The 22,904-nt window shown below is 61.4% G+C and carries 23 protein-coding genes and 1 pseudogene; 20 read left to right on the top strand and 4 right to left on the bottom strand.

Translation table 11 applies throughout. The features are described 5' to 3' along the window. Nucleotides 1-76: 76 nt before the first annotated feature. The 11 genes and pseudogenes from DKB71_RS06875 to DKB71_RS06825 all read left to right on the top strand — a co-directional run bounded on the left by DKB71_RS06875 (nt 77) and on the right by DKB71_RS06825 (nt 11,401). Nucleotides 77-541 carry a methylglyoxal synthase gene (locus DKB71_RS06875; RefSeq protein ID WP_408599931.1) on the top strand — a complete coding sequence of 155 codons (465 nt, stop codon included), beginning with the start codon at nt 77-79 and terminating at the stop codon, nt 539-541. 77 nt (nt 542-618) lie between these two features. Next, a complete protein-coding gene (locus tag DKB71_RS06870; RefSeq protein ID WP_408599930.1) occupies nt 619-1,140 on the top strand; it encodes an RNA polymerase sigma factor in 522 nt (173 codons plus the stop codon). A gap of 84 nt (nt 1,141-1,224) precedes the next feature. Next, nucleotides 1,225-2,190, top strand: coding sequence for a FecR domain-containing protein (locus tag DKB71_RS06865; RefSeq protein WP_323607245.1), 966 nt, complete (start codon nt 1,225-1,227; stop codon nt 2,188-2,190). Nucleotides 2,191-2,311: 121 nt separating this feature from the next. Further along, nucleotides 2,312-4,903 (top strand): TonB-dependent receptor, encoded by a 2,592-nt coding sequence (locus DKB71_RS06860; RefSeq protein WP_408599929.1) that lies wholly within the window; start codon nt 2,312-2,314, stop codon nt 4,901-4,903. Nucleotides 4,904-5,014: 111 nt separating this feature from the next. Further along, a complete protein-coding gene (locus tag DKB71_RS06855; protein WP_408599928.1) occupies nt 5,015-5,623 on the top strand; it encodes a biliverdin-producing heme oxygenase in 609 nt (202 codons plus the stop codon). A 144-nt stretch (nt 5,624-5,767) separates the two neighbouring features. Further along, nucleotides 5,768-6,148, top strand: coding sequence for a YbaN family protein (locus DKB71_RS06850; RefSeq protein ID WP_408599927.1), 381 nt, complete (start codon nt 5,768-5,770; stop codon nt 6,146-6,148). Nucleotides 6,149-6,279: 131 nt separating this feature from the next. After that, nucleotides 6,280-7,578: pseudogene (locus DKB71_RS06845) on the top strand (chemotaxis protein); the annotation flags it as partial. Between the two features lie 150 nt (nt 7,579-7,728). Then, the gene (locus DKB71_RS06840) at nt 7,729-8,484 is read left to right on the top strand and encodes a methyl-accepting chemotaxis protein (protein WP_408601063.1); all 756 of its coding nucleotides are present in this window, start codon (nt 7,729-7,731) and stop codon (nt 8,482-8,484) included. Between the two features lie 146 nt (nt 8,485-8,630). Further along, nucleotides 8,631-9,977: a CoA transferase gene (locus tag DKB71_RS06835; RefSeq protein WP_408599926.1), complete on the top strand. Its 1,347-nt coding sequence runs from the start codon at nt 8,631-8,633 to the stop codon at nt 9,975-9,977. A 4-nt stretch (nt 9,978-9,981) separates the two neighbouring features. Continuing rightward, nucleotides 9,982-10,950: a hypothetical protein gene (locus tag DKB71_RS06830; RefSeq protein ID WP_408599925.1), complete on the top strand. Its 969-nt coding sequence runs from the start codon at nt 9,982-9,984 to the stop codon at nt 10,948-10,950. A 133-nt stretch (nt 10,951-11,083) separates the two neighbouring features. Beyond that, nucleotides 11,084-11,401 carry a helix-turn-helix transcriptional regulator gene (locus tag DKB71_RS06825; RefSeq protein WP_323607252.1) on the top strand — a complete coding sequence of 106 codons (318 nt, stop codon included), beginning with the start codon at nt 11,084-11,086 and terminating at the stop codon, nt 11,399-11,401. A gap of 50 nt (nt 11,402-11,451) precedes the next feature. Here the strand turns inward: DKB71_RS06825 and DKB71_RS06820 are convergent, their stop codons facing one another. Beyond that, complete coding sequence (locus DKB71_RS06820; protein WP_408599924.1) at nt 11,452-12,954, bottom strand: amidase family protein; 1,503 nt, start codon at nt 12,952-12,954, stop codon at nt 11,452-11,454. A gap of 116 nt (nt 12,955-13,070) precedes the next feature. After that, nucleotides 13,071-14,129, bottom strand: coding sequence for an MBL fold metallo-hydrolase (locus DKB71_RS06815; protein ID WP_323627401.1), 1,059 nt, complete (start codon nt 14,127-14,129; stop codon nt 13,071-13,073). A gap of 215 nt (nt 14,130-14,344) precedes the next feature. Between DKB71_RS06815 and DKB71_RS06810 the strand changes: the two genes are divergently transcribed. Beyond that, nucleotides 14,345-14,956, top strand: coding sequence for a TetR/AcrR family transcriptional regulator (locus tag DKB71_RS06810; RefSeq protein ID WP_323607256.1), 612 nt, complete (start codon nt 14,345-14,347; stop codon nt 14,954-14,956). Nucleotides 14,957-15,080: 124 nt separating this feature from the next. Beyond that, the gene (locus DKB71_RS06805; RefSeq protein WP_408599923.1) at nt 15,081-15,614 is read left to right on the top strand and encodes a DUF1003 domain-containing protein; all 534 of its coding nucleotides are present in this window, start codon (nt 15,081-15,083) and stop codon (nt 15,612-15,614) included. A gap of 5 nt (nt 15,615-15,619) precedes the next feature. Here the strand turns inward: DKB71_RS06805 and DKB71_RS06800 are convergent, their stop codons facing one another. Then, nucleotides 15,620-16,561 carry a LysR family transcriptional regulator gene (locus DKB71_RS06800; RefSeq protein ID WP_408599922.1) on the bottom strand — a complete coding sequence of 314 codons (942 nt, stop codon included), beginning with the start codon at nt 16,559-16,561 and terminating at the stop codon, nt 15,620-15,622. A 15-nt stretch (nt 16,562-16,576) separates the two neighbouring features. Between DKB71_RS06800 and DKB71_RS06795 the strand changes: the two genes are divergently transcribed. Together DKB71_RS06795 and DKB71_RS06790 are read left to right on the top strand one after the other, a co-directional pair. Next, on the top strand, nt 16,577-17,284 hold the full coding sequence (locus tag DKB71_RS06795; protein WP_408599921.1) for a CTP synthase: 708 nt from the start codon (nt 16,577-16,579) through the stop codon (nt 17,282-17,284). Continuing rightward, on the top strand, nt 17,281-17,628 hold the full coding sequence (locus DKB71_RS06790; protein WP_408599920.1) for an antibiotic biosynthesis monooxygenase family protein: 348 nt from the start codon (nt 17,281-17,283) through the stop codon (nt 17,626-17,628). The genes DKB71_RS06795 and DKB71_RS06790 overlap by 4 nt, the downstream gene beginning before the upstream one ends. Nucleotides 17,629-17,850: 222 nt before the next feature. Here DKB71_RS06790 and DKB71_RS06785 read toward each other — a convergent pair whose 3' ends face one another. After that, the gene (locus DKB71_RS06785; RefSeq protein WP_323627409.1) at nt 17,851-18,177 is read right to left on the bottom strand and encodes a DUF2025 family protein; all 327 of its coding nucleotides are present in this window, start codon (nt 18,175-18,177) and stop codon (nt 17,851-17,853) included. Here DKB71_RS06785 and DKB71_RS06780 point away from each other — a divergent pair. The 5 genes from DKB71_RS06780 to DKB71_RS06760 all read left to right on the top strand — a co-directional run bounded on the left by DKB71_RS06780 (nt 18,176) and on the right by DKB71_RS06760 (nt 22,866). Further along, complete coding sequence (locus tag DKB71_RS06780; RefSeq protein WP_274073359.1) at nt 18,176-18,358, top strand: hypothetical protein; 183 nt, start codon at nt 18,176-18,178, stop codon at nt 18,356-18,358. The genes DKB71_RS06785 and DKB71_RS06780 overlap by 2 nt on opposite strands. 40 nt (nt 18,359-18,398) lie before the next feature. After that, nucleotides 18,399-19,526 (top strand): glycerophosphodiester phosphodiesterase, encoded by a 1,128-nt coding sequence (locus tag DKB71_RS06775; protein WP_408599919.1) that lies wholly within the window; start codon nt 18,399-18,401, stop codon nt 19,524-19,526. A gap of 88 nt (nt 19,527-19,614) precedes the next feature. Further along, nucleotides 19,615-19,920: a PepSY domain-containing protein gene (locus DKB71_RS06770; RefSeq protein ID WP_274073357.1), complete on the top strand. Its 306-nt coding sequence runs from the start codon at nt 19,615-19,617 to the stop codon at nt 19,918-19,920. A 160-nt stretch (nt 19,921-20,080) separates the two neighbouring features. After that, complete coding sequence (locus DKB71_RS06765; RefSeq protein ID WP_274073598.1) at nt 20,081-21,103, top strand: transporter; 1,023 nt, start codon at nt 20,081-20,083, stop codon at nt 21,101-21,103. A 149-nt stretch (nt 21,104-21,252) separates the two neighbouring features. Next, the gene (locus tag DKB71_RS06760) at nt 21,253-22,866 is read left to right on the top strand and encodes an inorganic phosphate transporter (protein ID WP_274073356.1); all 1,614 of its coding nucleotides are present in this window, start codon (nt 21,253-21,255) and stop codon (nt 22,864-22,866) included. Nucleotides 22,867-22,904 lie beyond the last annotated feature (38 nt).

The raw sequence follows: 22,904 nt of genomic DNA, 5'->3' as shown, positions 1-22,904 counted from the left end.
ACGCGCCTTGTAGGAGCCGGCTTGCTGGCGATGGCGTCCTCAGAATCACCCTCGCAAATCGCCTGTGGAACACTCCATGATCGGTATCAGCTTCACCCAAAAGACCATCGCTGCGCGCAAACGCATCGCCCTGGTCGCCCACGACCACTGCAAGGTGTTCCTGCTGGACTGGGCAGAGCGCCAGAAAGACCGCCTGGCCCAACATGAACTGGTCGCCACCGGCACCACCGGGTTGTTGTTGCAACAACGCCTGGACCTGCCCGTGGAGAGCATGATCAGCGGCCCCCTGGGCGGCGACCAACAGCTCGGCGCACGCATCGCCGAGCAAAGGGTCGACATGCTGGTGTTCTTCTGGGACCCGTTCGAACCACAGCCACACGACCCCGACATCAAGGCATTGCTGCGGGTCGCGGCGGTCTGGAACATCCCGGTGGCATGCAACGAATGCAGCGCCGACTACCTGCTCAGCAGCCCGCTGATGGATCAGGCCCACGCCCATCGGATTCCCGATTACGCGACCTATTTGCAGGGTCGTGCGTAAACCTTCACAAATCAGGACTTGACCATTCAAGTAGATGATAAGCATTATCATTCGCTTAAAATGGATCAGGTCCTCCCGTGAGTCAATCGCGCTTCAACGACGTCTTCATCACCCAGCGAGTCTCCCTGCTGCGCACGCTGGAGCGGATGGTCAACAATCACAGCACCGCCGAAGACCTCCTGCAGGAGACCTACCTGCGCGTAACCCGGGCGCTCGGCGAGCGGGCCATCGATCACCTGGAACCCTTCGTTTTCCAGACCGCCCGCAACCTGGCGCTGGACCACTTGCGTGCGCGGCGCATCCATGCGCGCACCATGGTCGACGACGTGCCACTGGAGGTGGTGGAAAGCGTCGCCGCCCCCGCCAGCAGTGCCGAAGACGCCGCCCATGCCGAACAACTGCTCGAGCGTTTGAACGTGCGCCTCAGTCAACTCAGTGCCCGCCAGCAGCAGATTTTCATCCTCAGCCGCCTGCACGGCCACAGCTACCTGGAGATCGCCGAGAAACTCGGCGTCTCGCTCAGTACCGTGCAGAAAGAGCTGAAACTGATCATGACGATATGTATGGCTGTCGCAGAGAACAGCAGCGGCAAGCTTTAAGCTGCAAGCTCCACCGCCGAACCGAGCTTGCAGCATGTAGCTTGAAGCTTGAAACTGCATCTCTCAACCTTCCGAGTAAACACCGTGACGGACACCCACCGCGCCCCTTCGCCTGCCCCGGCGCAGGCTACAGCCGAGGCGATGGACCAGGCCCTGGACTGGCTGATCGTGCTGGACAGCCCGAGCGAAGAACAGACCCGCCAGTTCCACCAATGGCTCGCGGCCGACCCGGCGCACGCCGAAGCGTTTGCCAGGGCCCAGGCGATCTGGAACGGTGCGCCAGTCACCCAATGCGCGCAAACCCTGGCAACGCAGCCCACAAAAGTCAGCGTGCTGTCGCGCCTGCGTCCGCACTGGAAACCCCTGGCCACTGCCGCCGTGCTGATCCTCGGTTTGTTCAGTTTCAGCAATCTGCCCATGCGCCTGCAGGCCGATCACCTGACCGTGGTCGGTGAGCGCCAGCGCCTGCAACTGGAGGACGGCTCGCAAGTCCTGCTCAACACCAACTCGGCCTTTTCCAGCACCATCAACGATCAGAAGCGCGTGGCCCGCCTGTATCAGGGCGAGGCGTTTTTCGACGTGCAGCCCCATCGCGGCCTGCCGCTGGAGATCGACGCCGGGCGGGTCACCGCGAGTGTCCGCGATACCGCGTTTGCCGTGCGTTACCTCGACGGCGTGACCCAGGTTCGGGTGCAGCGCGGGGATGTCGACTTGCGCGCCAGCGGCGACAACGCCCTGGTACGCCTGACCGCTGGGGAAAGCATCCGCATCGGCCCCAACGGTTTCGACCGCCCGGCCAAACTGGATGCAGCCACCGACCTGGCCTGGGTCCAGGGCCGCCTGGTGTTTGAAAACTGCCCGCTGAGCCAGGTGCTGGCGGAATTGCGTCGCTACTATCCGGGCTGGATCATCAACAACAACGAGCAGTTGGCTGATGTCGCCGTGACCGGAAACTACCGTCTCGACCAGCCGCTGGACGTGGTCCGCTCCCTGGCGCACATCACCTCGGCCCGGCTCCAGGAATTCCCGGCACTGGTCATCTTGAACTGAATGAGAATTATTTTTACTCGATAGCCGAAGCTCGTACGTCTCGTTATAGCCAATGCAATTGATTCGCATCCTTGATGCCAATCAGCACCTATAAAGATTCGTGCGACACGGAGCGCTATCGATGTCCTCTCGCCTTACCCGCCCAGCCTCTTCACCTTCCCGCGTACTGTCGCTGCTGACCGCCGCCATCCTGATGGCCGGTACTGCGCCGGTCATGGCCGCCACTGCAGCCGAGCAGCCGTCGCGCAAAATGGGCGATTACGCGTTCACCATTGCGCCACAGCCGCTGGTCTCGGCACTCAATGCCTTTACCGCCGTGACAGGCTGGCAGGTGGGCTTTTCCGCCGAACTGGCGCAAGGCATGAGCTCGCCGGGCGTGCGTGGCTCGCTGCCACCGGAAAAGGCCCTGGATCGCCTGTTGGTGGGGACCAACCTGAGCTATCGAAAACTGGGCAGCAACAACATCGTGCTGGAACGCCGCAGCAATGCCGGCACCCTGAACCTGCAACAGGTGACGATCAGCGCCACGCGTAACGAGCAGGACGTGAACAGCGTCCCCAGCACCGTCACCGTCCACACCCGCGAAGAGCTGGACCGCAACAACGTCAACACCATCAAGGACCTGGTGCGCTACGAGCCAGGCGTTTCGGTGGGCGGTGCCGGTACCCGTGGCGGGATCAGCGGCTACAACATCCGCGGCATCGACGGTAACCGAGTTCTGACCCAGATCGACGGTGTCGAAATTCCCAACGGTTTCTTCAACGGTCCTTACGCCAAGACCCAGCGCAACTACGTCGACCCCGAGATCATCAAGCGCGTGGAAATCCTTCGCGGTCCGGCTTCGGTGCTCTACGGCAGCAACGCCATCGGTGGTGCCGTCAGCTACTACACCCTGGACCCGGACGACATCATCAAGCCAGGCCAGGACGTCGGTGCCCGCCTGAAGACCGGCTACAGCTCCGCGGACGAAAGCTGGCTGAAATCCGCCACCGTGGCCGGTCGCGCCGACCAGTTCGACGGCCTGCTGCACTACAGCCAGCGCGACGGTCATGAAACCGAATCCTACGGCAGCAACAACAGCACCGGCCTGACCCGCACCGCCGCCAACCCTGAAGATGTGCGCGCCACCAACGTGCTGGCCAAGCTCGGCTGGAACTACAAGGACGATGCACGCCTGGGCCTGACCTACGAGAAATACAAGGACGATCGCGACACCGATCAGAAAAGCGCCTATGGCGGTCCTTACTTTGCAGGCGCGCCGACCATTCCCGACAGCATCCTGCCCGGCGGCATGTACCAGTCGCGTACCGGCAACGACACCATTACCCGTGAACGCTTCGGCCTGGAGCACAGCTTCGCGCTCGACAGCCTGCTGGTGGATAACGTCAAGTGGAGCCTGAACCACCAGATCGCCAAGACCGACCAGAGCACTGACGAGGTCTACTTCCCGATCACCCGCAAGGTGTTGCGTACCCGGGACACGGTCTACGAAGAAAAGCAGTGGGTCTTCGACGCTCAATTTGAGAAGGGCTTCAGCATTGCCGACACCGAACACCTTCTGACCTACGGCACTACCCTCAAGCAGCAGAAAGTCACCGGCTCACGCAGCGGCAACGCCACCTGCCTGGCGGTCGGTCGCGGCTGCACCGCCATCGGTGCTCCCAGCCCGGCGGACGTGCTGAAGAAATCCAGCGACTTCCCGGACCCGACCATCAACACCTACAGCCTGTTCGCACAGGACCAGATCAGCTGGAACGACTGGACCTTCCTGCCCGGCCTGCGCTACGACTACACCGAACTCAAGCCGGACATCACCCAGGAGTTCCTCAACACCGTGGACCCGGACGGCCTTGGTACCGTCAGCGACGGCAACAAGACCTGGCACAAAGTCTCGCCCAAATTCGGCCTGACCTATGCCCTGACGGAAAACTACACCTGGTATGGCCAGTACGCCGAAGGGTTCCGCACCCCGACCGCCAAGGCGCTGTACGGGCGCTTTGAAAACTCCGCTACCGGCTACCGGGTGGAACCGAACCCGGACCTGGACCCGGAAAAAAGCCAGAGCTACGAGACCGGCCTGCGGGGCAACTTCGAGCAGGGCTCCTTCGATGTGGCGGTGTTCTATAACAAGTACCGCGACTTCATCAACGAAGACGCGGTCACCCCGGGCTACGACGAACCGACCTTCCAGAGCGCCAACATCAAGCACGCCACCATCAAGGGTGCGGAGGTCAGGGGCCGTCTGAACCTCGACGCCTTTGGCGCCCCCCAAGGCCTCTATACCCAGGGCTCGGTGGCCTACGCCTACGGTCGCAACAACGACAACGGCGAGCCGATCAACAGTGTCAATCCACTGACCGGCGTGTTCGGCCTCGGTTATGACCAGGACCATTACGGCGGCCTGCTCAGCTGGACCCTGGTGAAAAAGAAGGACCGCGTCGACGACAGCAACTTCAAGTCTCCGGACGGCGTCAGCAGCCAGTTCAAGACCCCGGGCTTCGGCATTCTCGACCTGAGCGCCTACTACAAGGTCACCGACGACGTGACCGTCAGCGGCGGCGTCTACAACCTGACCGACAAGAAGTACTGGCTGTGGGATGACGTGCGTGGCTACGACAACGTCGGCGAAGCGTCGGTGACGCAACCGGCCAACCTCGATCGCCTGACTCAGCCTGGACGCAACTTCGCGATCAATCTGGTCTGGGACATCTGAACCTGTGCACACCGGGCGGCGCTCTGATAGCCGCCCGGTGAGGATTTTTTACTGTCACGCGCCTGCTCATTCGTCTCGTTACCAAGCGCCTCTTCTTTTCAAGGATTTGCCATGACCACCCAGGACACCGCCCAACGCCCCACCCTGCGCTCGCAACGCTTGAACCAGGTCACCAACGAGCCCCACAGCAAGCTCGATGCACTGGTCAAAGCCCACGCACCCTTTGAAACCCAGGCCAACTTCGCCCGTTTTGTGGTGGCGCAATACCTGTTCCAATCGGAGCTGGTGGCGCTGTACAACGATGCCGAACTGACAGCCATCGTCCCGGACCTGCCGGCCCGATGCCGTGCCGATGCAGCCAAGGCCGACCTGGCAGACCTCGACACCGAAGTTCCGGCGCCCGTGGCTGGTGCGCTGCAAAACCCGAGCAAGGCCCAGGCCCTGGGCTGGCTTTTCGTCTCCGAAGGCTCGAAGCTGGGCGCAGCGTTCCTGATCAAGCGTGCCGTGGGCCTGGGCCTGAGCGAAACCTTCGGCGCCCGCCACCTTGGCGAACCTGAAGGTGGCCGCGCGCAAGGCTGGAAAAATTTCGTCAAGACCCTCGATGAATTGGAACTTGGCGAAGAGGAAGAAGCCGAACTGGACAAGGGCGCCATTGACGCCTTCAACCGCTACACGGTATTGCTGGAACAAGCGTACGCCACCACCCCGGAAATCGTCTGACACCCCACCCCCCACTGTGGGAGCGGGCTTGCTCGCGAAGGCGTCGTGTCAGTGATATCAATGTCGCCTGACACACCGCCTTCGCGAGCAAGCCCGCTCCCACAGGGGACCGAGTCAGTCCAAAGAATTCTGATCAAGCGCCCCATGCCTGCCTCCTCCAAACTCGCCCGCTTCCTCTTCGGCCTGCTGGCCTACGTCAGCCTCGGCATCGGCCTGGTCGCCATCGTCATACCCGGCCTGCCGACCACCGAATTCATCCTGCTGGCCGCCTGGGCTGCCACCCGAAGCTCACCGCGCCTGAGTGCCTGGCTGGAAAACCATCGGCTGTTCGGCCCCATTCTCAGTAACTGGCGCAACGGCAAAATCATTGCGCGCCGGGCCAAGGTCAGCGCCACTGTCAGCATGCTGTTCTGTGCCGGGCTCATGCTGGTGATGCTCGATCATGGCTGGCCGATCTACCTGGCGATTGCCGGCATGGGACTGGGCAACCTGTGGATCTGGTCGCGACCGGAATCACTGGCATAACGCCGACAAACTTCCCCGTTTTTCACCGGCTTTTCGGCACATTCTCCCGCGCAAACGTTCAAACATGACCGTTCGTCGGCAGCCCACTCATGCAATCTGTACCCCCCGCCGATGTGCTGGAATGGCGCTAAATGGATTTGGCGTGTCGAGCCGCCATGGCTCACAGCCAACCTCTCATCCATTCGCGAGCTCGCCCCATGTTCGACTCACTGTCCATCCGCCTGAAAATCGTCCTGCTGTCCGGTCTGTGCCTGCTTGGCGTGGTCGCAGCGATCGTGGGCATGAACCTCTACCAGACCAATCAGAACGATGAACTGGTCAGCGCTTCCAGCAGCACAATGCTCACCGACAGTGTGCAAGACCTGCTCCAGGCCAAGGCCGCCGAGCAAGCGGTGCGGGTGCAGAAGACGTTCGGTGAAACCCTGACGGTGGTGACCGCCCTGGCGGACCAGATCAAGGACCTGCGCAACATGGCAGCCAAGCGTTCGCTGGACGCCGGCACCCTGCGCGAGGAGCTCAACCAGAGCCTGAAGACCGCCTTCGAGCGCAACGGCAAGGTGCTGGGGATCTGGCTGGCGTTCGAGCCCAATGGCCTGGATGGCAAGGACAGCGAATTCGTCGGAGACGCCGCCCGCCAGTCCAACGAAATCGGTCGTTTCGCCACTTACTGGAGCCGAAGCGCAGGGACCGCACTCAACACGATCATGGTCGAAGAAGACATGACCAAGACCACCCTGAACCTCAGCGGCACACCCTACAACGTGTGGTACACCTGCCCCCGGGACAGCAAGCGTACCTGCCTGCTGGACCCGTACGCCGACACCGTCGCGGACAAGGAAGTGTTGATGACCACCATTTCCCTGCCGCTGCTGGTGGACGGCAAGGTCATCGGCGTCGTCGGTATCGACATCGCCCTCGACACCCTGCAGGCCGCGGCCGTCGACTCCCAGCGCGAGCTGTTCAACAACGCCGGGCACATGCTGATCGTCTCCGGCACCGGCGTGCTCGCCGCCTACAGTGTCGACGCTGGCAAGGTCGGCAAAAGCATCGGCGACACCCTGGGCGCAGAGGGTAAGGACATCCAGCAATCGCTGGCCGGCGGTGCGCCGAAGATTCTTCAACAAGGCGACCTGATCCGCGCGGTGTACCCGGTCAGCCCGATTGCCGACGCCAAGCCCTGGGGCGTGGTGATCGACTTGCCCAAGCAAGTGCTGCTGGCCGATTCGGTGAAGCTGCAAGCAGTGCTCGACGATGCCCAGCAAAGCGGCACGCTCAAGGCGATCCTGGTCGCCGTCGTTGCCGGCCTGCTCGGCCTGCTGCTGATGTGGCTGACCGCGTCAGGCGTGACCCGGCCGATCAACAGCGTGGCCGAGATGCTCAAGGCGATTGCCAGTGGCGACGGCGACCTGACCCAGCGCCTGCATTACAGCAAGAAGGATGAACTGGGTGAACTGGTCAGCTGGTTCAACCGCTTCCTCGACAAGCTGCAGCCGACCATCGCGCAGATCAAGCAGAGCATTACCGATGCCCGCGGCACCGCCGACCAGTCTTCGGAAATCGCTCGCCAGACCAGCGAAGGCATGCAGGTGCAATTTCGCGAAATCGACCAGGTCGCCACCGCCTCCAATGAAATGAGCGCCACCGCCCACGATGTCGCCAACAGCGCATCGAACGCCGCCAGTGCGGCCAAGGGCGCCGATCAGTCGGCCCGCGATGGCATGCAGATCATCGAGCGCAGCACCCGCGACATCAATCAACTGGCCGACGAAGTCAGCAAGGCCGTGACTGAAGTCGAGGCACTGGCGGTCAACAGCGAGCAGATCGGCTCGGTACTGGAGGTGATCCGCAGCATCGCCGAACAGACCAACCTGCTGGCGCTCAACGCGGCGATCGAAGCTGCCCGGGCCGGCGAGAGCGGTCGCGGCTTTGCGGTGGTCGCCGACGAAGTGCGCAACCTGGCCAAGCGCACCCAGGACTCGGTGGAAGAGATTCGCCTGGTGATCGAGCGCATCCAGAGCGGCACCCGCGGTGTGGTCGCCACCATGCACTCGAGCCAGACCCAGGCCCACAGCAACGCCGGGCAGATCCAGCAAGCGGTGCAGGCCTTGGGCAAGATCAGCGACGCGGTCACGGTGATCAGCGACATGAACCTGCAGATCGCCAGCGCCGCCGAACAGCAAAGTGCCGTGGCCGAAGAGGTCAACCGCAACGTCTCGGCGATCCGTACGGTCACCGAAACCCTGACCGGCCAAGCCACCGAATCGGCGCAGATCAGCAGCCAGCTCAATGCCCTGACCACCCAGCAGATGAAACTGATGGATCAGTTCCGGGTGTGATCCTTACCTGTAGGAGCTGCCGAAGGCTGCGATCTTTTGATTTTTCAAGATCAAAGATCGCAGCCTTCGGCAGCTCCTACGGGGTTTTCATCAGCTCTGAGGTTTTTTTTTTTTATGCTCGGGCTCTCGTACCGGAGAGCCCTTCGATGACTGATCTACTCACGTCCATTCAAGCCGAACTCGGCTTGCCGCTCACCCCCCTGACATTCACCTCCAGCGGCGCCCTGCCCTCGGCGTTCGCCGTCACCGACCTGGCGTGCGCCAGCATCGGCGCCGCCGGCCAGGCAGTCAGCGAATTGCTGCACCAGCAAACCGGACGCTTGCCCGGCCTTGAAGTCGACCGGCGCCTGGCCTCCTTCTGGTTTTCCAGTTCGATCCGCCCGCTGGGCTGGAAGGTCCCGCCACTGTGGGACCCGATTGCTGGCGACTACGCCACGAAGGACGGCTGGATTCGTCTGCACACCAATGCGCCCCATCACCGCGCCGCCGCTGAAGCCGTGCTGGGCGCTTGCGTCGACCGCAAGTCGATGGCAGCTAAAGTGGCGCAATGGGCCAGGACTGACCTGGAACAGGCCGTGGTCGATGCCGGTGGCTGTGCCGCCGAAATGCGCACGTGGGAACAGTGGCAGGTCCATCCGCAGGGCCTCGCGGTCAACGCCGAACCGCTGATTCAGTTCACCGCCGGCCACACTCCGCAGAACACAATCTGGCAAGGTTCGGTGGCGCGCCCCTTGGCCGGAATCAAGGTGCTGGACCTGACCCGCGTACTCGCAGGCCCGGTCGCCAGCCGCTTTCTCGCGAGCCTTGGCGCCGATGTACTGCGCATCGACCCACCCACCTGGAACGAGCCGGGCGTGGTGCCGGAGATGACGCTGGGCAAGCGTTGTGCACGCCTGGATCTGCACGACCAAACCGATCGCCAGGTATTCGAAAGCCTGCTCAAGGACGCCGACATCGTGCTCCACGGTTACCGCGCCGATGCCCTGGAGCGCCTGGGGTATGGTGCCGCCGAACGACAGCAGCGGATTCCCGGCCTGATCGACGTTTGCCTCAACGCCTACGGCTGGAGCGGTCCGTGGCAGAACCGTCGCGGCTTCGACAGCCTGGTGCAAATGAGCAGCGGCATCGCGCACGCGGGCATGCTCAGCCAGCAGGCGGACAAACCGACGCCCTTGCCACTGCAGGCGCTCGATCACGCCACCGGGTATCTGATGGCGGCCAGTGCGATCCGCTTGTTGGCAGAACGCTTGAACAACGGCCTGGGTGGTTCGGCGCGGCTGTCGTTGGCGCGTACGGCGAAGCTGTTGATCGACCAGGGTCCCGGTAGCGCCGAGCCATTGCGGGCCGAAGACGAACAGGATCAGGGCATGCTGGTCGAGCAAACGCCATGGGGCCCGGCACATCGCCTGCATGTGCCGCTGAAGATCAGCGGGACGCCCGTGCAGTGGACGCTTGCAGCGTCTGAACTGGGTTCCCATCGGGCGCAGTGGTAACCCCATGAAATTCGACCTCGCCTATTGCCTCGGCCTCGAGGAAAAACTGTCGATCTATGACGTGCGCGACCTGAATTTCGACGAGTCGATGGCGTTCGATTCCGCACAGGAACATTTCCAGTGCCCCAACGATGCCTGTCGCCTGGCGTTTGATGCGGCGAACGGTTTGGGCACGTTCAACGCCAAAAACGTCAACTACGTGCGCACGCCGCACTTCAAGAATCTGCCGAGTACGCGGCATGTCGCGGGTTGTCCTTATGTGAGCCTGAAGACCCCGGCTTCGGTCGGCGAGGAAACGGATGACAGTCGCGAGGAACATTTCCCGTCGGAATTATTACTCAGTCGGCGTGAGTATGTGCGCAAGCCGTCGCACCCGACGGTGGCTGCCGATCTGCAAGGAGCTGAGCCAGCAGCGGCATCGACGATCAGCAGCGTCGAGCAATCCGGCCGCGAGTCGGCGCCGGACAAGACCAGTGTCTTCGCCCATCCGGTGGAATGTTTCGTGTCGAACTTCGAGGACAAGGCGCTGCTCAAGCGCATGCCGCTGAAGATTGGCCAGCACACCGCGCCCTATGCCTCGTTTTTCAAGAAGATCGAGTACCTGCAAGACAACCCGGGACTGATTTACTGGGGCAGGATCAAGCAGATCAAGGACTACACCCAGAGCTTTCGCATCGACTTCGAAAAGAAGGTCTGGTTCGAGAAGACGCCCTACTCGGTCAACGTTTACCTGAACAAGAAGCTGATCGACAGCTACCGCAAATGCAAGGCGTTCCTGGAGGAAATCAAGCACGCCATCGAGAGCGGGAAGCCATTGTATTGCTTCTTTTATGGCGTCCAGCCTGCGTTGCGGCAGGTGCCCAGCAAGAAAAACCCCGAGCAGACGTTCGGGGTGTTCAGCGCCAATATCGAGAATCTGGATCACTTTATCGTACGCGAGGCGCCGGGGTTGGATGAGTCATCCAAGCCATAAAGGCAGTGACCTTCCGTCTGGCCATGGGGGTATGAAACAGAAAAATCGAAAAATGCGTTTGATCCGGATCGAAAACAACTGTACAAAAACACAGTATATTTAAAACCAGTACTCTCGAGCCCGGAGAACCCCCATGGCCTCTCAAGCGATGAAAATCACCCTGGAACGTATCGCCCTTTTCCAATTCACCCCGGCCCACTGCGCCCAGGCCCGAGCGATGCTGGGCTGGAGCGTGGAAGTCTTGTCCCGCGAAGCCGGGGTTTCCGTGCAGGCCATCGAGCGCTTCGAGGCGCGGCAGGAGGTGCTGGATGTCACTCGTCTGGCCTTGGCATACAGGCTTGAAGCTGAGGGGCTGGTGTTTTTCCCGGGGTTTGCGCCGGGTAGAGGGATGAACGTGAAAGGCCCTACGCCGAATCCGGTGGCGCGGGCGGATTTTGCGATGGTTGAATGAGGTCGCAGCACCATCACTTGCGCTACGACCAGACGTGCATGGAACTGAAACTAGGGCCTGAATGCAGGTATTGGCCGCGCATGGGAGGCTTGTTCATAGCCATACGCCAATGCCAGGAGGCTGGCTTCGCTCCAGCGTGCACCGAAGAATAATGCCGACGTGGGCAGCCCGTCTTCATCCGCTCCGGTAGGCACCATGATGCTGGGGTAGCCCGCCAGCGGAACGACATTCAACCCCGGTGAGCCGACATCAAGCACCACGGCATCCAGTTGGTGCTGCACCAGGACGTCATCGATGGCGGCGGCGTTTTCACTCTGGATTGTCTGCCACAGTTGCTCGTAGGTAAGCGGGTCAAACACCAGGTTGTTGGCCGCGATCAACACGCTTTGCCCATGGTCTTCGACCCCAGGTATGCGTTGATTGAAACGGACAAGGTCTTCCAGGCTCTTGATGGGCAGGCCGGTGCGTTGCGCGAGGTATTCAGGCAGGTGTCGTTTGATTCCCATGGACAGGGCCTCCTCCACCTGCGCCGACTGCGGGTCTTTGAGCTCAATGGGTATCAATTTTGCGCCGGCGGCCTGCATGACTTCCAGCGCCCGGGAAAACTGAGGATCGCTCTGCGCGGCCTCGCCGCTCACATCGAACTTGAGTGGGTAACCGAGGCTTCGCCCCACCAGCGAACCAGGTCGGAGCAATGCCGTGTAGTCCACGCCATCGAGGGCTCGGGGTTTACTGACCGGATCGGCGGCGTCATTGCCCGTCATGGCGTTGAGCAGCAGTGCCGCATCGCGAACGCTGCGAGCCATCGGCCCAGGGGTGTCGAGTTTGTGTGTCACAGCGACAATGCCACTGCGACTCAACAACCCCACGGTGGGCTTGACCCCCACCACCCCATTGAGCGATGCCGGACAGATAATCGAGCCGGCGGTTTCCGTCCCTACGCTCAAGGGTGCAAAACCTGCGGCCACTGCCGCACCGGACCCGGAGCTTGAACCGCAGGGCGTCTGGCTTAACAGATGCGGGTTCCTGGTTTGCCCGCCTCGGCCACTCCAGCCGTCGGGGACCGCGGGGTCACGAAAGTTTGCCCACTCGCTGAGGTTGGTCTTGCCCAGAATGATCGCGCCTGCGGCCCTTAGCCGTTGCACGATAAAGGCATCCTCGGCGGCGGGTTGCCCGATCATGGCCAATGATCCGGCGCTGGTCTGCATCTGGTCAGACGTATCGATGTTGTCTTTCAACAACAGCGGAATACCGTGCATGGGGCCGCGAACATGCCCTCGTTCTCGCTCCCGATCCAGCGACCTGGCAATCGCCAGCGCATCGGGGTTGAGCTCGATGACCGAATTGATCGTGGGTCCGTTTTTATCGAGCCTGTCGATGCGTTGTTGCAGGTGTTGCACCAGCGCCTCGGCACTCAGCTGGCCGCGCTGCATTTCCTTGCTGATTTCATCGACACTCAAGTACTCCAATGGTTGTGCGTTGGCGTAGCTTGCGATCGAAAGCAGAACAACCTGGGCCAGCCGCGTCATGCAGCCTTTTATCCTTACATCCATGTGAATGACATCCTTGTGGTACGGGGTGAGCTTTCCAGCCTACCGACGTGGCCGGGAATATCCGTCATCACTTGCCCTGAATCACATAGGAAAACTCGTCTCGTTCTGTAGGCGCTTCACCCGAGGATTTGCTGATCCTGGTAGACCTGCTGTTCGACTTCATACCACCACGCCGTACCGCGCTGCGCCGCCAGCATATTGAACGCCTCGCCCATCCGCGGCGTGGTGATCGAGACATTGCGCTCCCAGGCCAGGGCCAGGATGCGGTCGAAGGGTTCGTACCAGGCATGCGTCGACAAATCGAAGGTGCCGTTGTGAATCGGCAGCAGCCAGCGGCCCTTGAGGTCGAGGTGGGCTTGCAGGGTTTGCTCAGGCTGCATGTGCACATGGGGCCAGTCGACGTTGTAGGCGCCGGTTTCCATGAGGGTCAGGTCGAACGGGCCGTATTGTTCACCAATGCGTTTGAAGCCGTCGAAGTAGCCGCTGTCGCCACTGAAAAAGATCCGCGTATCGCCATCGATCATCACCCACGAGGCCCAGAGGGTGCTGTTGCCATCGAACAGGCCGCGACCGGAAAAGTGCTGCGAGGGGGTGGCGACGAACTGGATGCCCTCGACCTCGGTACCCTGCCACCAGTCCAGCTGGCGGATTTTGCTGGCGTCGATTCCCCACTTGATCAGAGTGTCACCCACGCCCAGCGGGGTCAGGAAGTACCTGGCCTTGTCGGCAAGCTTGAGCACCGCGTGATAGTCCAGGTGATCGTAGTGATCGTGGGACAGGATCACCGCTTCAATCGGCGGCAATTGCTCGAGGCTGATCGGCGGCTGGTGAAAACGCTTGGGGCCGGCCCATTGCACGGGGGAGGCGCGTTCGGCGAAGACCGGGTCGGTGATCCAGAATTTGTCCCGCAGCTTGAGCAATACCGTGGAATGACCGAGGCGATAGACGCTGTGGTTGGGCGCTGCCAGCAACGCCGCTTGCGTCAGGGGTTGCATCGGTACAGGCGCCGTCGGCCGGGTGTTGCGCGGTTTGTGGAACATCGCGTTCCAGAGGATGCGCAAGGTTTTGCCAAGGCTTAAACGCTGAATCGGCCTGTGGTTTTGAAACTGTCCTTGAGCCTGTCGGGAAGCTTCAGGTTGGGAGGCGCTGTTCGCCGCGGAAGTTGATTTGGCCATGGGGCAATGACTCCAGGAAAACCGCAAGCTTCACGGTTTTCCGTTTTTGGGACGATAAATGGCCGAGACACGCACGCATCAGCCGAGCACTCTAGTTTTACCGGGCAGGATTAACAAAACATTACACTGCACAGTGTAGTTTCAAGGTTGCATCAAAGCCGATCACAAGTAAACTACCGAGTGTAATTTTCCTTTCTTCCTGCCGAAGCGTATTTATGACAGCTCCACAGCGCCTCACCGACCGCAAACGCGAAGCCATCATTCAGGCGGCGATTGTCGAATTCCGTGCCAATGGATTCGACATCACCAGCATGGACAGGATTGCCGCCACCGCCGGTGTGTCCAAGCGCACGGTGTACAACCATTTCCCCAGCAAGGAAGAGTTGTTCGCTGAAATCCTCAATCAATTGTGGGTCCGGGTCACGGCGGAACAGGAAGTGCCTTACCGCCCCGACCTGCCCCTGCGTGACCAGATGCGTCATATGCTGACGGTAAAGCTTTCGGTATTGAGCGATGAAAATCTGCTCGATCTGGCGCGGGTGGCCATCGCCGCCACCATCCATTCTCCGGAGCGCGCGCAAAGCATGGTGACGCGAATGGGGGAGCGCGAAGAAAACCTCACGATATGGATTCGAGCCGCCCAGGCGGATGGACGCCTGAAAGCGGTCGCCCCGGAATTTGCCGCGCAACAGCTGCATGGCATGCTCAAATCCTTTGCCTTCTGGCCGCAGATTTCCCTGGGCTTGCCGGCTTTGTCGACCGAGATGCAAGGCACCGTGGTGGAATCGGCGCTGGACATGTTCCTGGCCTGCTATCAGGTGCAATAATTGACAATCTCGACTGCGGCGTCGAAGAACTGATCGCTTCAATGTGTACGGCAGAATGTGTTTCAGAATGAAACTCGTGCCGAGGCTATAGTGAGCCTCAGTCCCAGCGCCTGCAGAGAGCATCATGAATTCCACGAGCAACGAAACCACCGCCCCCGTCGATCACCTGCGTTTCCATCGCCGCCATGCCCACCTGGCGCCGACCTTCGGCAATGACAAATTCGCCCTGCGTGCCGAGGCCTTTGCGCGGTTCTTCGGTACACCGACCTTTCTCGGCGCACAAACGCTGATCGTGGTGGCCTGGGTGTGCCTGAACCTGTTCGGTGTCACCCATTTCGATGCCTACCCGTTCATCCTGCTCAACCTGGCGTTCAGCCTGCAATCGGCCTATGCCGCACCCCTGATCCTGTTGGCCCAGACCCGCCAGGCCGCGCGGGACAAAGCCCAATCCGATGCCGATGCGCAACACCGCGAAGCGCTGGCGATCGCCAACAGTGAGCGCCAGGCGGAAGCGGCGAAAAACAGCGCGCAACTGCTGGCGCTGCTTGAGCAAAACACCCGCCTCACGGAAATGACCAAAGCCCTCACCGAGCGCATCGAAAACCTGACCACGGAAATGCATCAGCACTTCGTGCGCAAGGACGAGCCAAAGGCCTGAACCGCCTAGGGTAACTTCAGCGCCCGCCCCAGCTCGTCAAACAGCGTCACCACCGAGCGCAAGGCTCGGCAATCCGGGCGGGTCAGCAGCCACAGCGCGGTGTCGTATCCTTGCAACGGCTCGCCCAGTGGCTGTAATCCATCACCGATCAGAAAGTCCGGCAACGCCGCCACGCCCAACCCCGCCCGCACCAGTTCGGTGACCGACAGCATGCTGTTGCAGCGATAAGCCGGCATCACCCCCGGCAATGCCTGACGACGCCAGGCCACTGTCGGGTGATCAGGCAGGAAGTCGTCAGGGGCGATCCAGGTCAGTGACACCAGATCGGTCGCATCGACCCCTTGAAGATAACCGGCGCTGGCACACACTCGGTAGCCAATCCCTGCAAGGCGTCGCCCAACCAGGTGCTCAGGTGGCGTACGGGTCAGGCGCAAGGCGATGTCGGCATCGCGGCGGCTGAGGTTGGCAAAGTCGTTGGACGTACTGAGCTCAAGGATCAACGCCGGATAGTTCGGCATGAACTGCGCCAGCGCCGGCAGCAGTAAGCCTTGCAGGACCGAATCGGTGCAGGTCAGGCGCACGGTGCCGCTGACCACTTCACCGCCCTGCTCCACACCGACCCTGGCGGCTTCCAAAGCCTGTTCGGCGCGCTCGGCCTGTTCCGCCAGGGCCTGCGCCAAGGTCGTGGGCAGGTAGCCGGCGCGACTTTTTTCGAACAACGGCTGGCCCAGTGCGGCTTCCAGTCGACGCACGGCGCGAAACACCGTCGAGACATCCACTTTCATCAGCTGCGCGGCCCGGGCCAGAGAGCCGCCGCGCACCAAGGCGAGCACCAGGGCCAGGTCTGGGTAGTCCAGTCGATAGTGCGTCGCTGCATTGATCACTTGGGATAACGCCAATATTGAGTGCGTGAACGCCAATCTATAGTGGCTGCCAGGAATCAACAAGCGCCGAGGTCACCCATGGAAAACCGCGTCATTCGCATCGCCCTGATCGGTGATCAAGACCCTCAAGTCACCGCCCACCAGGCCATCCCGGTGGCGCTCGGCATGGCCGCCGAACACAGCGGCCGAAACGTGCAAGGGCAGTGGCTGGCCACCGATAGCTTGCATGCCAACACGCCGCTCGCCGGGTTCGACGGTTTCTGGTGCGTGCCCGCCAGCCCGTATCGCAGCATGGACGGTGCCTTGCGGGCGATTCGCTTTGCCCGTGAACAGCGGCGACCTTTCCTCGGCACCTGCGGCGGGTTTCAACACGCGGTGCTGGAATATGCGCGCAACGTGCTCGGCTGGGCGGATGCCGAACATGGCGAGACGGCTCCCGATGCATCGCGGGCATTGCTCACGCCGCTGGCGTGTTCACTGGTTGAGGCGGTCGACACTATTCATTTGCGGGAGGGCTCGCTGATCGCCAGGGCATATGAAACCTGTGAAATTCGTGAGGGCTATCGCTGCCGCTACGGAGTGAATCCCGAGTTCGAACGGGAACTGCTCCAGCACGCGCTTCATGCCGTCGGCCATGATGCCGAACACGGTTTGCGCGCGGTCGAGCTCAGCGGTCATCCGTTCTTTGTCGCCACGCTGTTCCAGCCGGAACGCGCTGCCCTCGAGGGTACCCTGCCGCCGCTGGTGGGGGCCTTGATCGCAGCGTGCGTGGAGCGGCGGTCATGATTGCTGCGCCCTATTACGCAGTGATCTTCACTTCGCTACGAACCGAGGGTGACCAGGGGTACGCCGAAGCGGCCGGACGGATGGTGGCGCTGGCGCGTGAGCAGCCGGGGTTCCTCGGTGTAGAGTCGGCGCGGGGCGATGATGGGCTGGGGATTACGGTGTCATATTGGGCCAGTGAGGCGGCGATCCTGGCGTGGAAGCAGCATCCCGAGCACCGGGCAATTCGTGAGCTTGGGCGTTCGACCTGGTATGCGCAGTGTCATACCCGGGTTTGCCTTGTTGAGCGGGCCTATGAGTTCACCCCAACCTCTGCAGGAGCGGGCTTGCCAGCGATGACGGCCTGACATTTTGCGGCTGTACGCGATACCTGTGGGAGCGAGCTTGCTCGCGATGGAGGTCAACGATGACGCGGGGAGCCTGACACCCCGCGGTGCTCTCGGTTTTTTCGCGAGCAAGCTCGCTCCTACAGGGGCCCGCCGCGCTGGACAGAACCGGAACGAAGCCTCTCGATGGGACAAGAAGATCAAGATCAAAAGCCAAAGCAACAGCAACAGCGAGAAAGCCCACTAACCCCGCACCAGACTCCTCACCGCCGAAATCTCCGGCACTTCCCGCCTGTCCATGTACACCCGCAACGGCTCGGTGATGTTGATTCGCTCATCAATATTTTGATCCAGCAACAACTGGATCAACTCGCGCTTGAGCGTCATGGTCTGCTCCGGGCCAGGCACCCAGACGAATTCGCTGGTGGGGATGATGCCGTCGTCAGCCACGTCCATACCGAACGAGTCTTCGCTGAAACGCACGATGTAGTGGCCAGTCTTGCGATTGAGGCCGACGAAGCCCTGGAGCTGGTCGGCGGCCTGGCAGATGAGCTGGGAAGTGATGCGCATGGAAACCTCACAAGAAGTGATCGATGGTTTACACGCATGGCCAGCGAATGGTTTTCCCTCTGCCGGGGAAGTTGCCGGGACGAAGAATAATGCAGACAAGAACACAAAAACGCTGACCGACATCAGCTTTCAACACGTTTATGTCGGTCTCGCGATAGCGCTGGCAACGCTCAGTTGTTAAAAGAGACCTCTTTGAAACCTGTCACGAAAGGATCTCGACCATGCCGGCCACCTTCACCCACAGCGCCCTGCTCCTGAGTTTGCTGCTTGGCCTCGGCCAGGCCCAGGCCGCCAGCGAGCCCGGCCCCGCCGCGCTGGCCACCCGAATGGGCATTCCGCACCCGGCGGTGATCGCCCACCGTGGCGCATCTTTCGATGCACCGGAATCCACCGCCGCCGCCTACAAACTGGCCCGCGACCTCGGCGCCGATTACCTGGAGCTGGACCTGCAGCGCAGCAAGGATGGCGTGCTGTTCGCCCTGCACGACAATAACCTGCAACGCACCACCGACGTCGCCAGCAAGTTCCCCGAGCGCAAGGACAGCCCGGCCAATGCCTTCACCATGGCCGAGCTGAAAACCCTGGATGCCGGCAGCTGGTTCAACGCGGCCTACCCGGATCGCGCGCGTCCTGCGTTTGCCGGCCTGAAAATCCTCACCCTCGATGAAATCATCGACATCGCCCAGGGCAATCCGCTGCACAAGCCCGGCCTGTACATCGAGACCAAGGAGCCCAAGCAGTTTCCCGGCATCGAACGCGATCTCAAGGAAAAACTCCAGGATCGCGGCTGGCTGAGCCCCGCAGGGTCGAAGCTGGCCAAGAGCGCACTGGGCGTCGGCCAGGGCAAAGGCAAGGTGGTGCTGCAAACCTTCGAGAAAAGCAGCCTCGAATTGCTGCAAAAGGAAATGCCACAGGTGCCGAAGATCTTGTTGTTGTGGGTTGGCGAAGGCAGCATCGAACCCAAGTCGACAGTGAGCTTCGCGCAATCCGGCGACAAGGACAAAGCCGCTTACTACGCCAAACAGCAACCCAAGGACAAAGCCGAGTTCCAGCGCTGGGTCGACTACGCCAAGGCCCAGGGCGCGATCGGTACCGGCCCGTCCGCCGCGCTGACCCAGGGTGGCGATCAGAGCTACGCCGACCTGGTACAACCGTGGATGAACCAGTACACCCACGATCAGGGCCTGCTGGTCCACGTCTACACCATCGATGAGGCGGTGGATTACCAGAAGGTCATGGCGGCTGGCGTCGACGGTATCTTCACCAACCGCGCCAGCGAGCTTCTGAAGTTCTATAAACGCCCGGCGGCGGCGAGTGTGGCGCAGGTGATACGCAATAACGGCTATTGATCATTCGATTCAAGGGAATTTAAGTCTGAATTAAGTTGCCACAGTTATTCTGATCCCACTTAAACAGCTCATCCAAGGAAAGAAGCTTATGAAAACCCTGACTGCCCTGTTCGCCGCTGCAACCCTGACCCTCACCGCTGGCCTGGCCCAGGCTGATGTTCCCGTCGACCAGATCCCTCAGTTGGTCAAGGACGGCAAGATCAAGCCACTGGAGGAACTGAACCAGATCGTGCTGAAGCTGCACCCGGGTGCCACGATTACCGACAGTGACCTGGACAACCACTTCAATAGCTACGAGTACGAAGTGGAACTGCGCGACGCCAACAACGTTGAATGGGACGTGGACGTAAACGCCGCCACCGGCGAAGTCCTGAAGAACAAGAAAGACGACTGATGCACCCGAAAAAAAGCCGCACGATGCTCCCCATCGTGCGGCTTTTTTGCGTTTGGGTGACCGATCAGGCCGAGGTCACAAATCCGTCATCCAGCCTTGCGATGATGCGGCTCACGTGAACCTGTAAAACACGCGACAGGCGCCCCCCATGCGAGCCCTCATGAACCACAGCATCGATCACAGCCATCGCGATCCGGATCTGTTCGGCCTGCTGTACGGTTTCAGTTTTCGCCCCGGTGAACGCGGCCAGGAAATCGATTCGGCCAGGGCCTTGCAGTACCTGCAACACCCGCAGGACGCCGAGCAATTTCTCTGGCTGCACCTGAACCTCGCCCATGCCGCGTGCGAGCGCTGGATGAAGAGCCACCTGGAACTGCCCGACGAGTTTTTCGAAGCCTTGCATGAAGGTTCACGATCGACGCGCATCGAACATGTCGATTCGGCGTTGCTGGCGGTGGTCAACGACGTGGTGTTCAACCTCAGCAGCATGACCTCCTCCGATGTCTCGACCCTGTGGGTCTGTGCCCGCAGTCGACTGATCATCAGCGCGCGCCTGCAACCGCTGCATTCGGTGGACAAGCTGCGCTCATCGGTCAAGGCCGGTGAATGCTTCCGCTCGCCGCTGGAGTTGCTGGTGCATCTGCTGCGCGACCAGGGCGAAGTGCTGACCCAGATCGTGCGCAAGACCAGCCTGAGCGTGGATCAGATCGAAGATGAACTGCTGTCCTCGCGCCTGTCGACCAACCGCGCGGAACTGGGGGCCAATCGCCGGGTGCTGGTGCGCCTGCAACGCCTGCTGGCGCTGGAGCCGGGGTCGTTGCTGCGCCTGCTCAATCGCCCGCCACCCTGGCTGCAGAAGGAGGACGTCAAGGAACTGCGCAAGTCCACCGAGGAGTTTGCCTTGATCATCAACGACCTCACGGCGCTGGGGGAACGGATCAAGCTGCTGCAGGAAGAAATCGCCGCCAACCTCAACGAACAGAGCAACCGCACCCTGTTCACCCTGACGGTGGTGACGGTGCTGGCCCTGCCGATCAACATCATTGCCGGTTTTTTCGGCATGAACGTGGGTGGGGTGCCGCTGTCCCAAGACCCTGAAGGGTTCTGGATCCTGGTGGCGCTGGTTGCGACCTTTACCTTGATTGCGGGACGTTGGGCGTTCCGTAAGCGGCAGGATTATTAAGGTCAAAAAATCGCAGCCCCTGTAGGAGCTGCCGCAGGCTGCGATCTTTCAAGAATCATAAAAAACCAAACACTGACACAGGGCAGTCTCTCTGTAATATTTTGCAACGATCATCAACGACACTCCTTCCCTCCTCAGGAATGTCCGGCATGGCTACCCCCTCCTTTACCGCCGCCCCGGCGCCCGCCAGCAGCGCCAAACCGCAATTCGATAAAAAACCCGGTGCGCTCACCCTCGTGGTGTTTTTTGCAGTGCTGGGCATCGGGCTGCTGTTCACCGCCTACAGCCTGATGCACGACATGAACGAACTCGGCACGGAGGTGACCACCTGGACGCCATTCATCCTGCTGGGCGTGGCCTTGCTGATTGCCTTGGGCTTCGAGTTCGTCAACGGTTTCCACGACACCGCCAACGCCGTCGCCACCGTGATCTACACACACTCGCTGCCACCGAATTTCGCGGTGGTCTGGTCCGGGTTCTTCAACTTCCTCGGGGTGCTGCTGTCCAGTGGCGCGGTGGCGTTCGGCATCATCGCGCTGCTGCCGGTGGAGTTGATCCTGCAAGTCGGTTCATCCGCCGGTTTCGCGATGATCTTCGCCCTGCTGATCGCCGCGATCCTGTGGAACCTCGGCACCTGGTGGCTGGGCCTGCCGGCCTCGTCGTCGCACACCCTGATCGGCTCGATCATCGGTGTCGGCGTGGCCAATGCGCTGATGCACGGGCGTGACGGCACCAGCGGCGTGGACTGGGCGCAGGCGACCAAGGTGGGATACGCCCTATTGCTCTCGCCGCTGGTCGGCTTCGGCTGCGCCGCGCTGTTGCTGTTGGCCCTGCGGGCCTTCGTCAAGAACCGCGCGCTGTACAAGGAGCCCAAGGGCAACACCCCGCCGCCATGGTGGATTCGCGGCATGTTGATCCTGACCTGCACCGGCGTGTCCTTCGCCCACGGTTCCAATGACGGTCAGAAAGGCATGGGGCTGATCATGCTGATCCTGGTCGGGACCTTGCCGATGGCCTATGCACTGAACCGCACCATGCCTGCAGACCAGGCGTTGCAGTTCGCCGCCGTGGCCGAAGTGACCCAACAGGCGCTGGTCAAGAGTGCGCCGTTGCCGGCACCGGCCGATCCGCGACCGATCCTCTCCGATTACGTGCGCAGCAAGGAGGTCACGCCGCAACTGATCCCCGCCCTCGCGGCACTGGCCGGCAACATCGGTAATGAAGTGAAGGGCTATGGTTCGCTGTCCAAAGTCCCGGCCGAAGCCATGGGCAACGTGCGCAACGACATGTACCTGACCAGCGAAACCATCCGCCTGATGGACAAGAACAAGGTCGGTAACTTCGACGCCGACACCAACGGCAAACTGCAGCTGTTCAAGCAGCAGATCGACAACGCCACGCGCTTCATTCCGTTGTGGGTGAAGATCGCCGTAGCAATTGCGCTGGGCCTGGGCACCATGGTCGGCTGGAAGCGCATCGTGGTAACCGTGGGCGAGAAAATCGGCAAGACCCACCTGACCTACGCCCAAGGCGCCTCGGCGGAAACCGTGGCCATGCTGACCATTGGCGCCGCCGACATGTTCGGCTTGCCGGTCTCGACCACCCACGTGTTGTCGTCAGGGGTGGCCGGGACCATGGTCGCCAATGGCGGCGGCTTGCAGATGAAGACCATCCGCAACCTGCTGATGGCCTGGGTGCTGACCTTGCCGGCGGCGATAGTGTTGTCGGGCAGTTTGTACTGGTTGTTCACCCAGATTTTCTGAATAAAGCAGCCCTTGCAGGAGCCCGGCTTGCCGGCGAA

Source organism: Pseudomonas sp. PLMAX, assembly GCF_046042685.1.
Taxonomy (GTDB): domain Bacteria; phylum Pseudomonadota; class Gammaproteobacteria; order Pseudomonadales; family Pseudomonadaceae; genus Aquipseudomonas; species Aquipseudomonas putida_AE.
This window is presented reverse-complemented; position numbering and strand designations above follow the sequence as displayed.

What these genes read in the sequence shown, in the direction of transcription:
- DKB71_RS06875 (WP_408599931.1), top strand. Translation starts at nt 77, where the DNA reads ATGATCGGTATCAGCTTCACCCAAAAGACCATCGCTGCGCGCAAACGC.
- DKB71_RS06860 (WP_408599929.1), top strand. Translation starts at nt 2,312, where the DNA reads ATGTCCTCTCGCCTTACCCGCCCAGCCTCTTCACCTTCCCGCGTACTG.
- DKB71_RS06855 (WP_408599928.1), top strand. Translation starts at nt 5,015, where the DNA reads ATGACCACCCAGGACACCGCCCAACGCCCCACCCTGCGCTCGCAACGC.
- DKB71_RS06850 (WP_408599927.1), top strand. Translation starts at nt 5,768, where the DNA reads ATGCCTGCCTCCTCCAAACTCGCCCGCTTCCTCTTCGGCCTGCTGGCC.
- DKB71_RS06840 (WP_408601063.1), top strand. Translation starts at nt 7,729, where the DNA reads ATGCAGGTGCAATTTCGCGAAATCGACCAGGTCGCCACCGCCTCCAAT.
- DKB71_RS06835 (WP_408599926.1), top strand. Translation starts at nt 8,631, where the DNA reads ATGACTGATCTACTCACGTCCATTCAAGCCGAACTCGGCTTGCCGCTC.
- DKB71_RS06830 (WP_408599925.1), top strand. Translation starts at nt 9,982, where the DNA reads ATGAAATTCGACCTCGCCTATTGCCTCGGCCTCGAGGAAAAACTGTCG.
- DKB71_RS06825 (WP_323607252.1), top strand. Translation starts at nt 11,084, where the DNA reads ATGGCCTCTCAAGCGATGAAAATCACCCTGGAACGTATCGCCCTTTTC.
- DKB71_RS06820 (WP_408599924.1), bottom strand. Translation starts at nt 12,954, where the DNA reads ATGGATGTAAGGATAAAAGGCTGCATGACGCGGCTGGCCCAGGTTGTT.
- DKB71_RS06815 (WP_323627401.1), bottom strand. Translation starts at nt 14,129, where the DNA reads ATGGCCAAATCAACTTCCGCGGCGAACAGCGCCTCCCAACCTGAAGCT.
- DKB71_RS06810 (WP_323607256.1), top strand. Translation starts at nt 14,345, where the DNA reads ATGACAGCTCCACAGCGCCTCACCGACCGCAAACGCGAAGCCATCATT.
- DKB71_RS06805 (WP_408599923.1), top strand. Translation starts at nt 15,081, where the DNA reads ATGAATTCCACGAGCAACGAAACCACCGCCCCCGTCGATCACCTGCGT.
- DKB71_RS06795 (WP_408599921.1), top strand. Translation starts at nt 16,577, where the DNA reads ATGGAAAACCGCGTCATTCGCATCGCCCTGATCGGTGATCAAGACCCT.
- DKB71_RS06790 (WP_408599920.1), top strand. Translation starts at nt 17,281, where the DNA reads ATGATTGCTGCGCCCTATTACGCAGTGATCTTCACTTCGCTACGAACC.
- DKB71_RS06780 (WP_274073359.1), top strand. Translation starts at nt 18,176, where the DNA reads ATGGAAACCTCACAAGAAGTGATCGATGGTTTACACGCATGGCCAGCG.
- DKB71_RS06785 (WP_323627409.1), bottom strand. Translation starts at nt 18,177, where the DNA reads ATGCGCATCACTTCCCAGCTCATCTGCCAGGCCGCCGACCAGCTCCAG.
- DKB71_RS06775 (WP_408599919.1), top strand. Translation starts at nt 18,399, where the DNA reads ATGCCGGCCACCTTCACCCACAGCGCCCTGCTCCTGAGTTTGCTGCTT.
- DKB71_RS06770 (WP_274073357.1), top strand. Translation starts at nt 19,615, where the DNA reads ATGAAAACCCTGACTGCCCTGTTCGCCGCTGCAACCCTGACCCTCACC.
- DKB71_RS06765 (WP_274073598.1), top strand. Translation starts at nt 20,081, where the DNA reads ATGAACCACAGCATCGATCACAGCCATCGCGATCCGGATCTGTTCGGC.
- DKB71_RS06760 (WP_274073356.1), top strand. Translation starts at nt 21,253, where the DNA reads ATGGCTACCCCCTCCTTTACCGCCGCCCCGGCGCCCGCCAGCAGCGCC.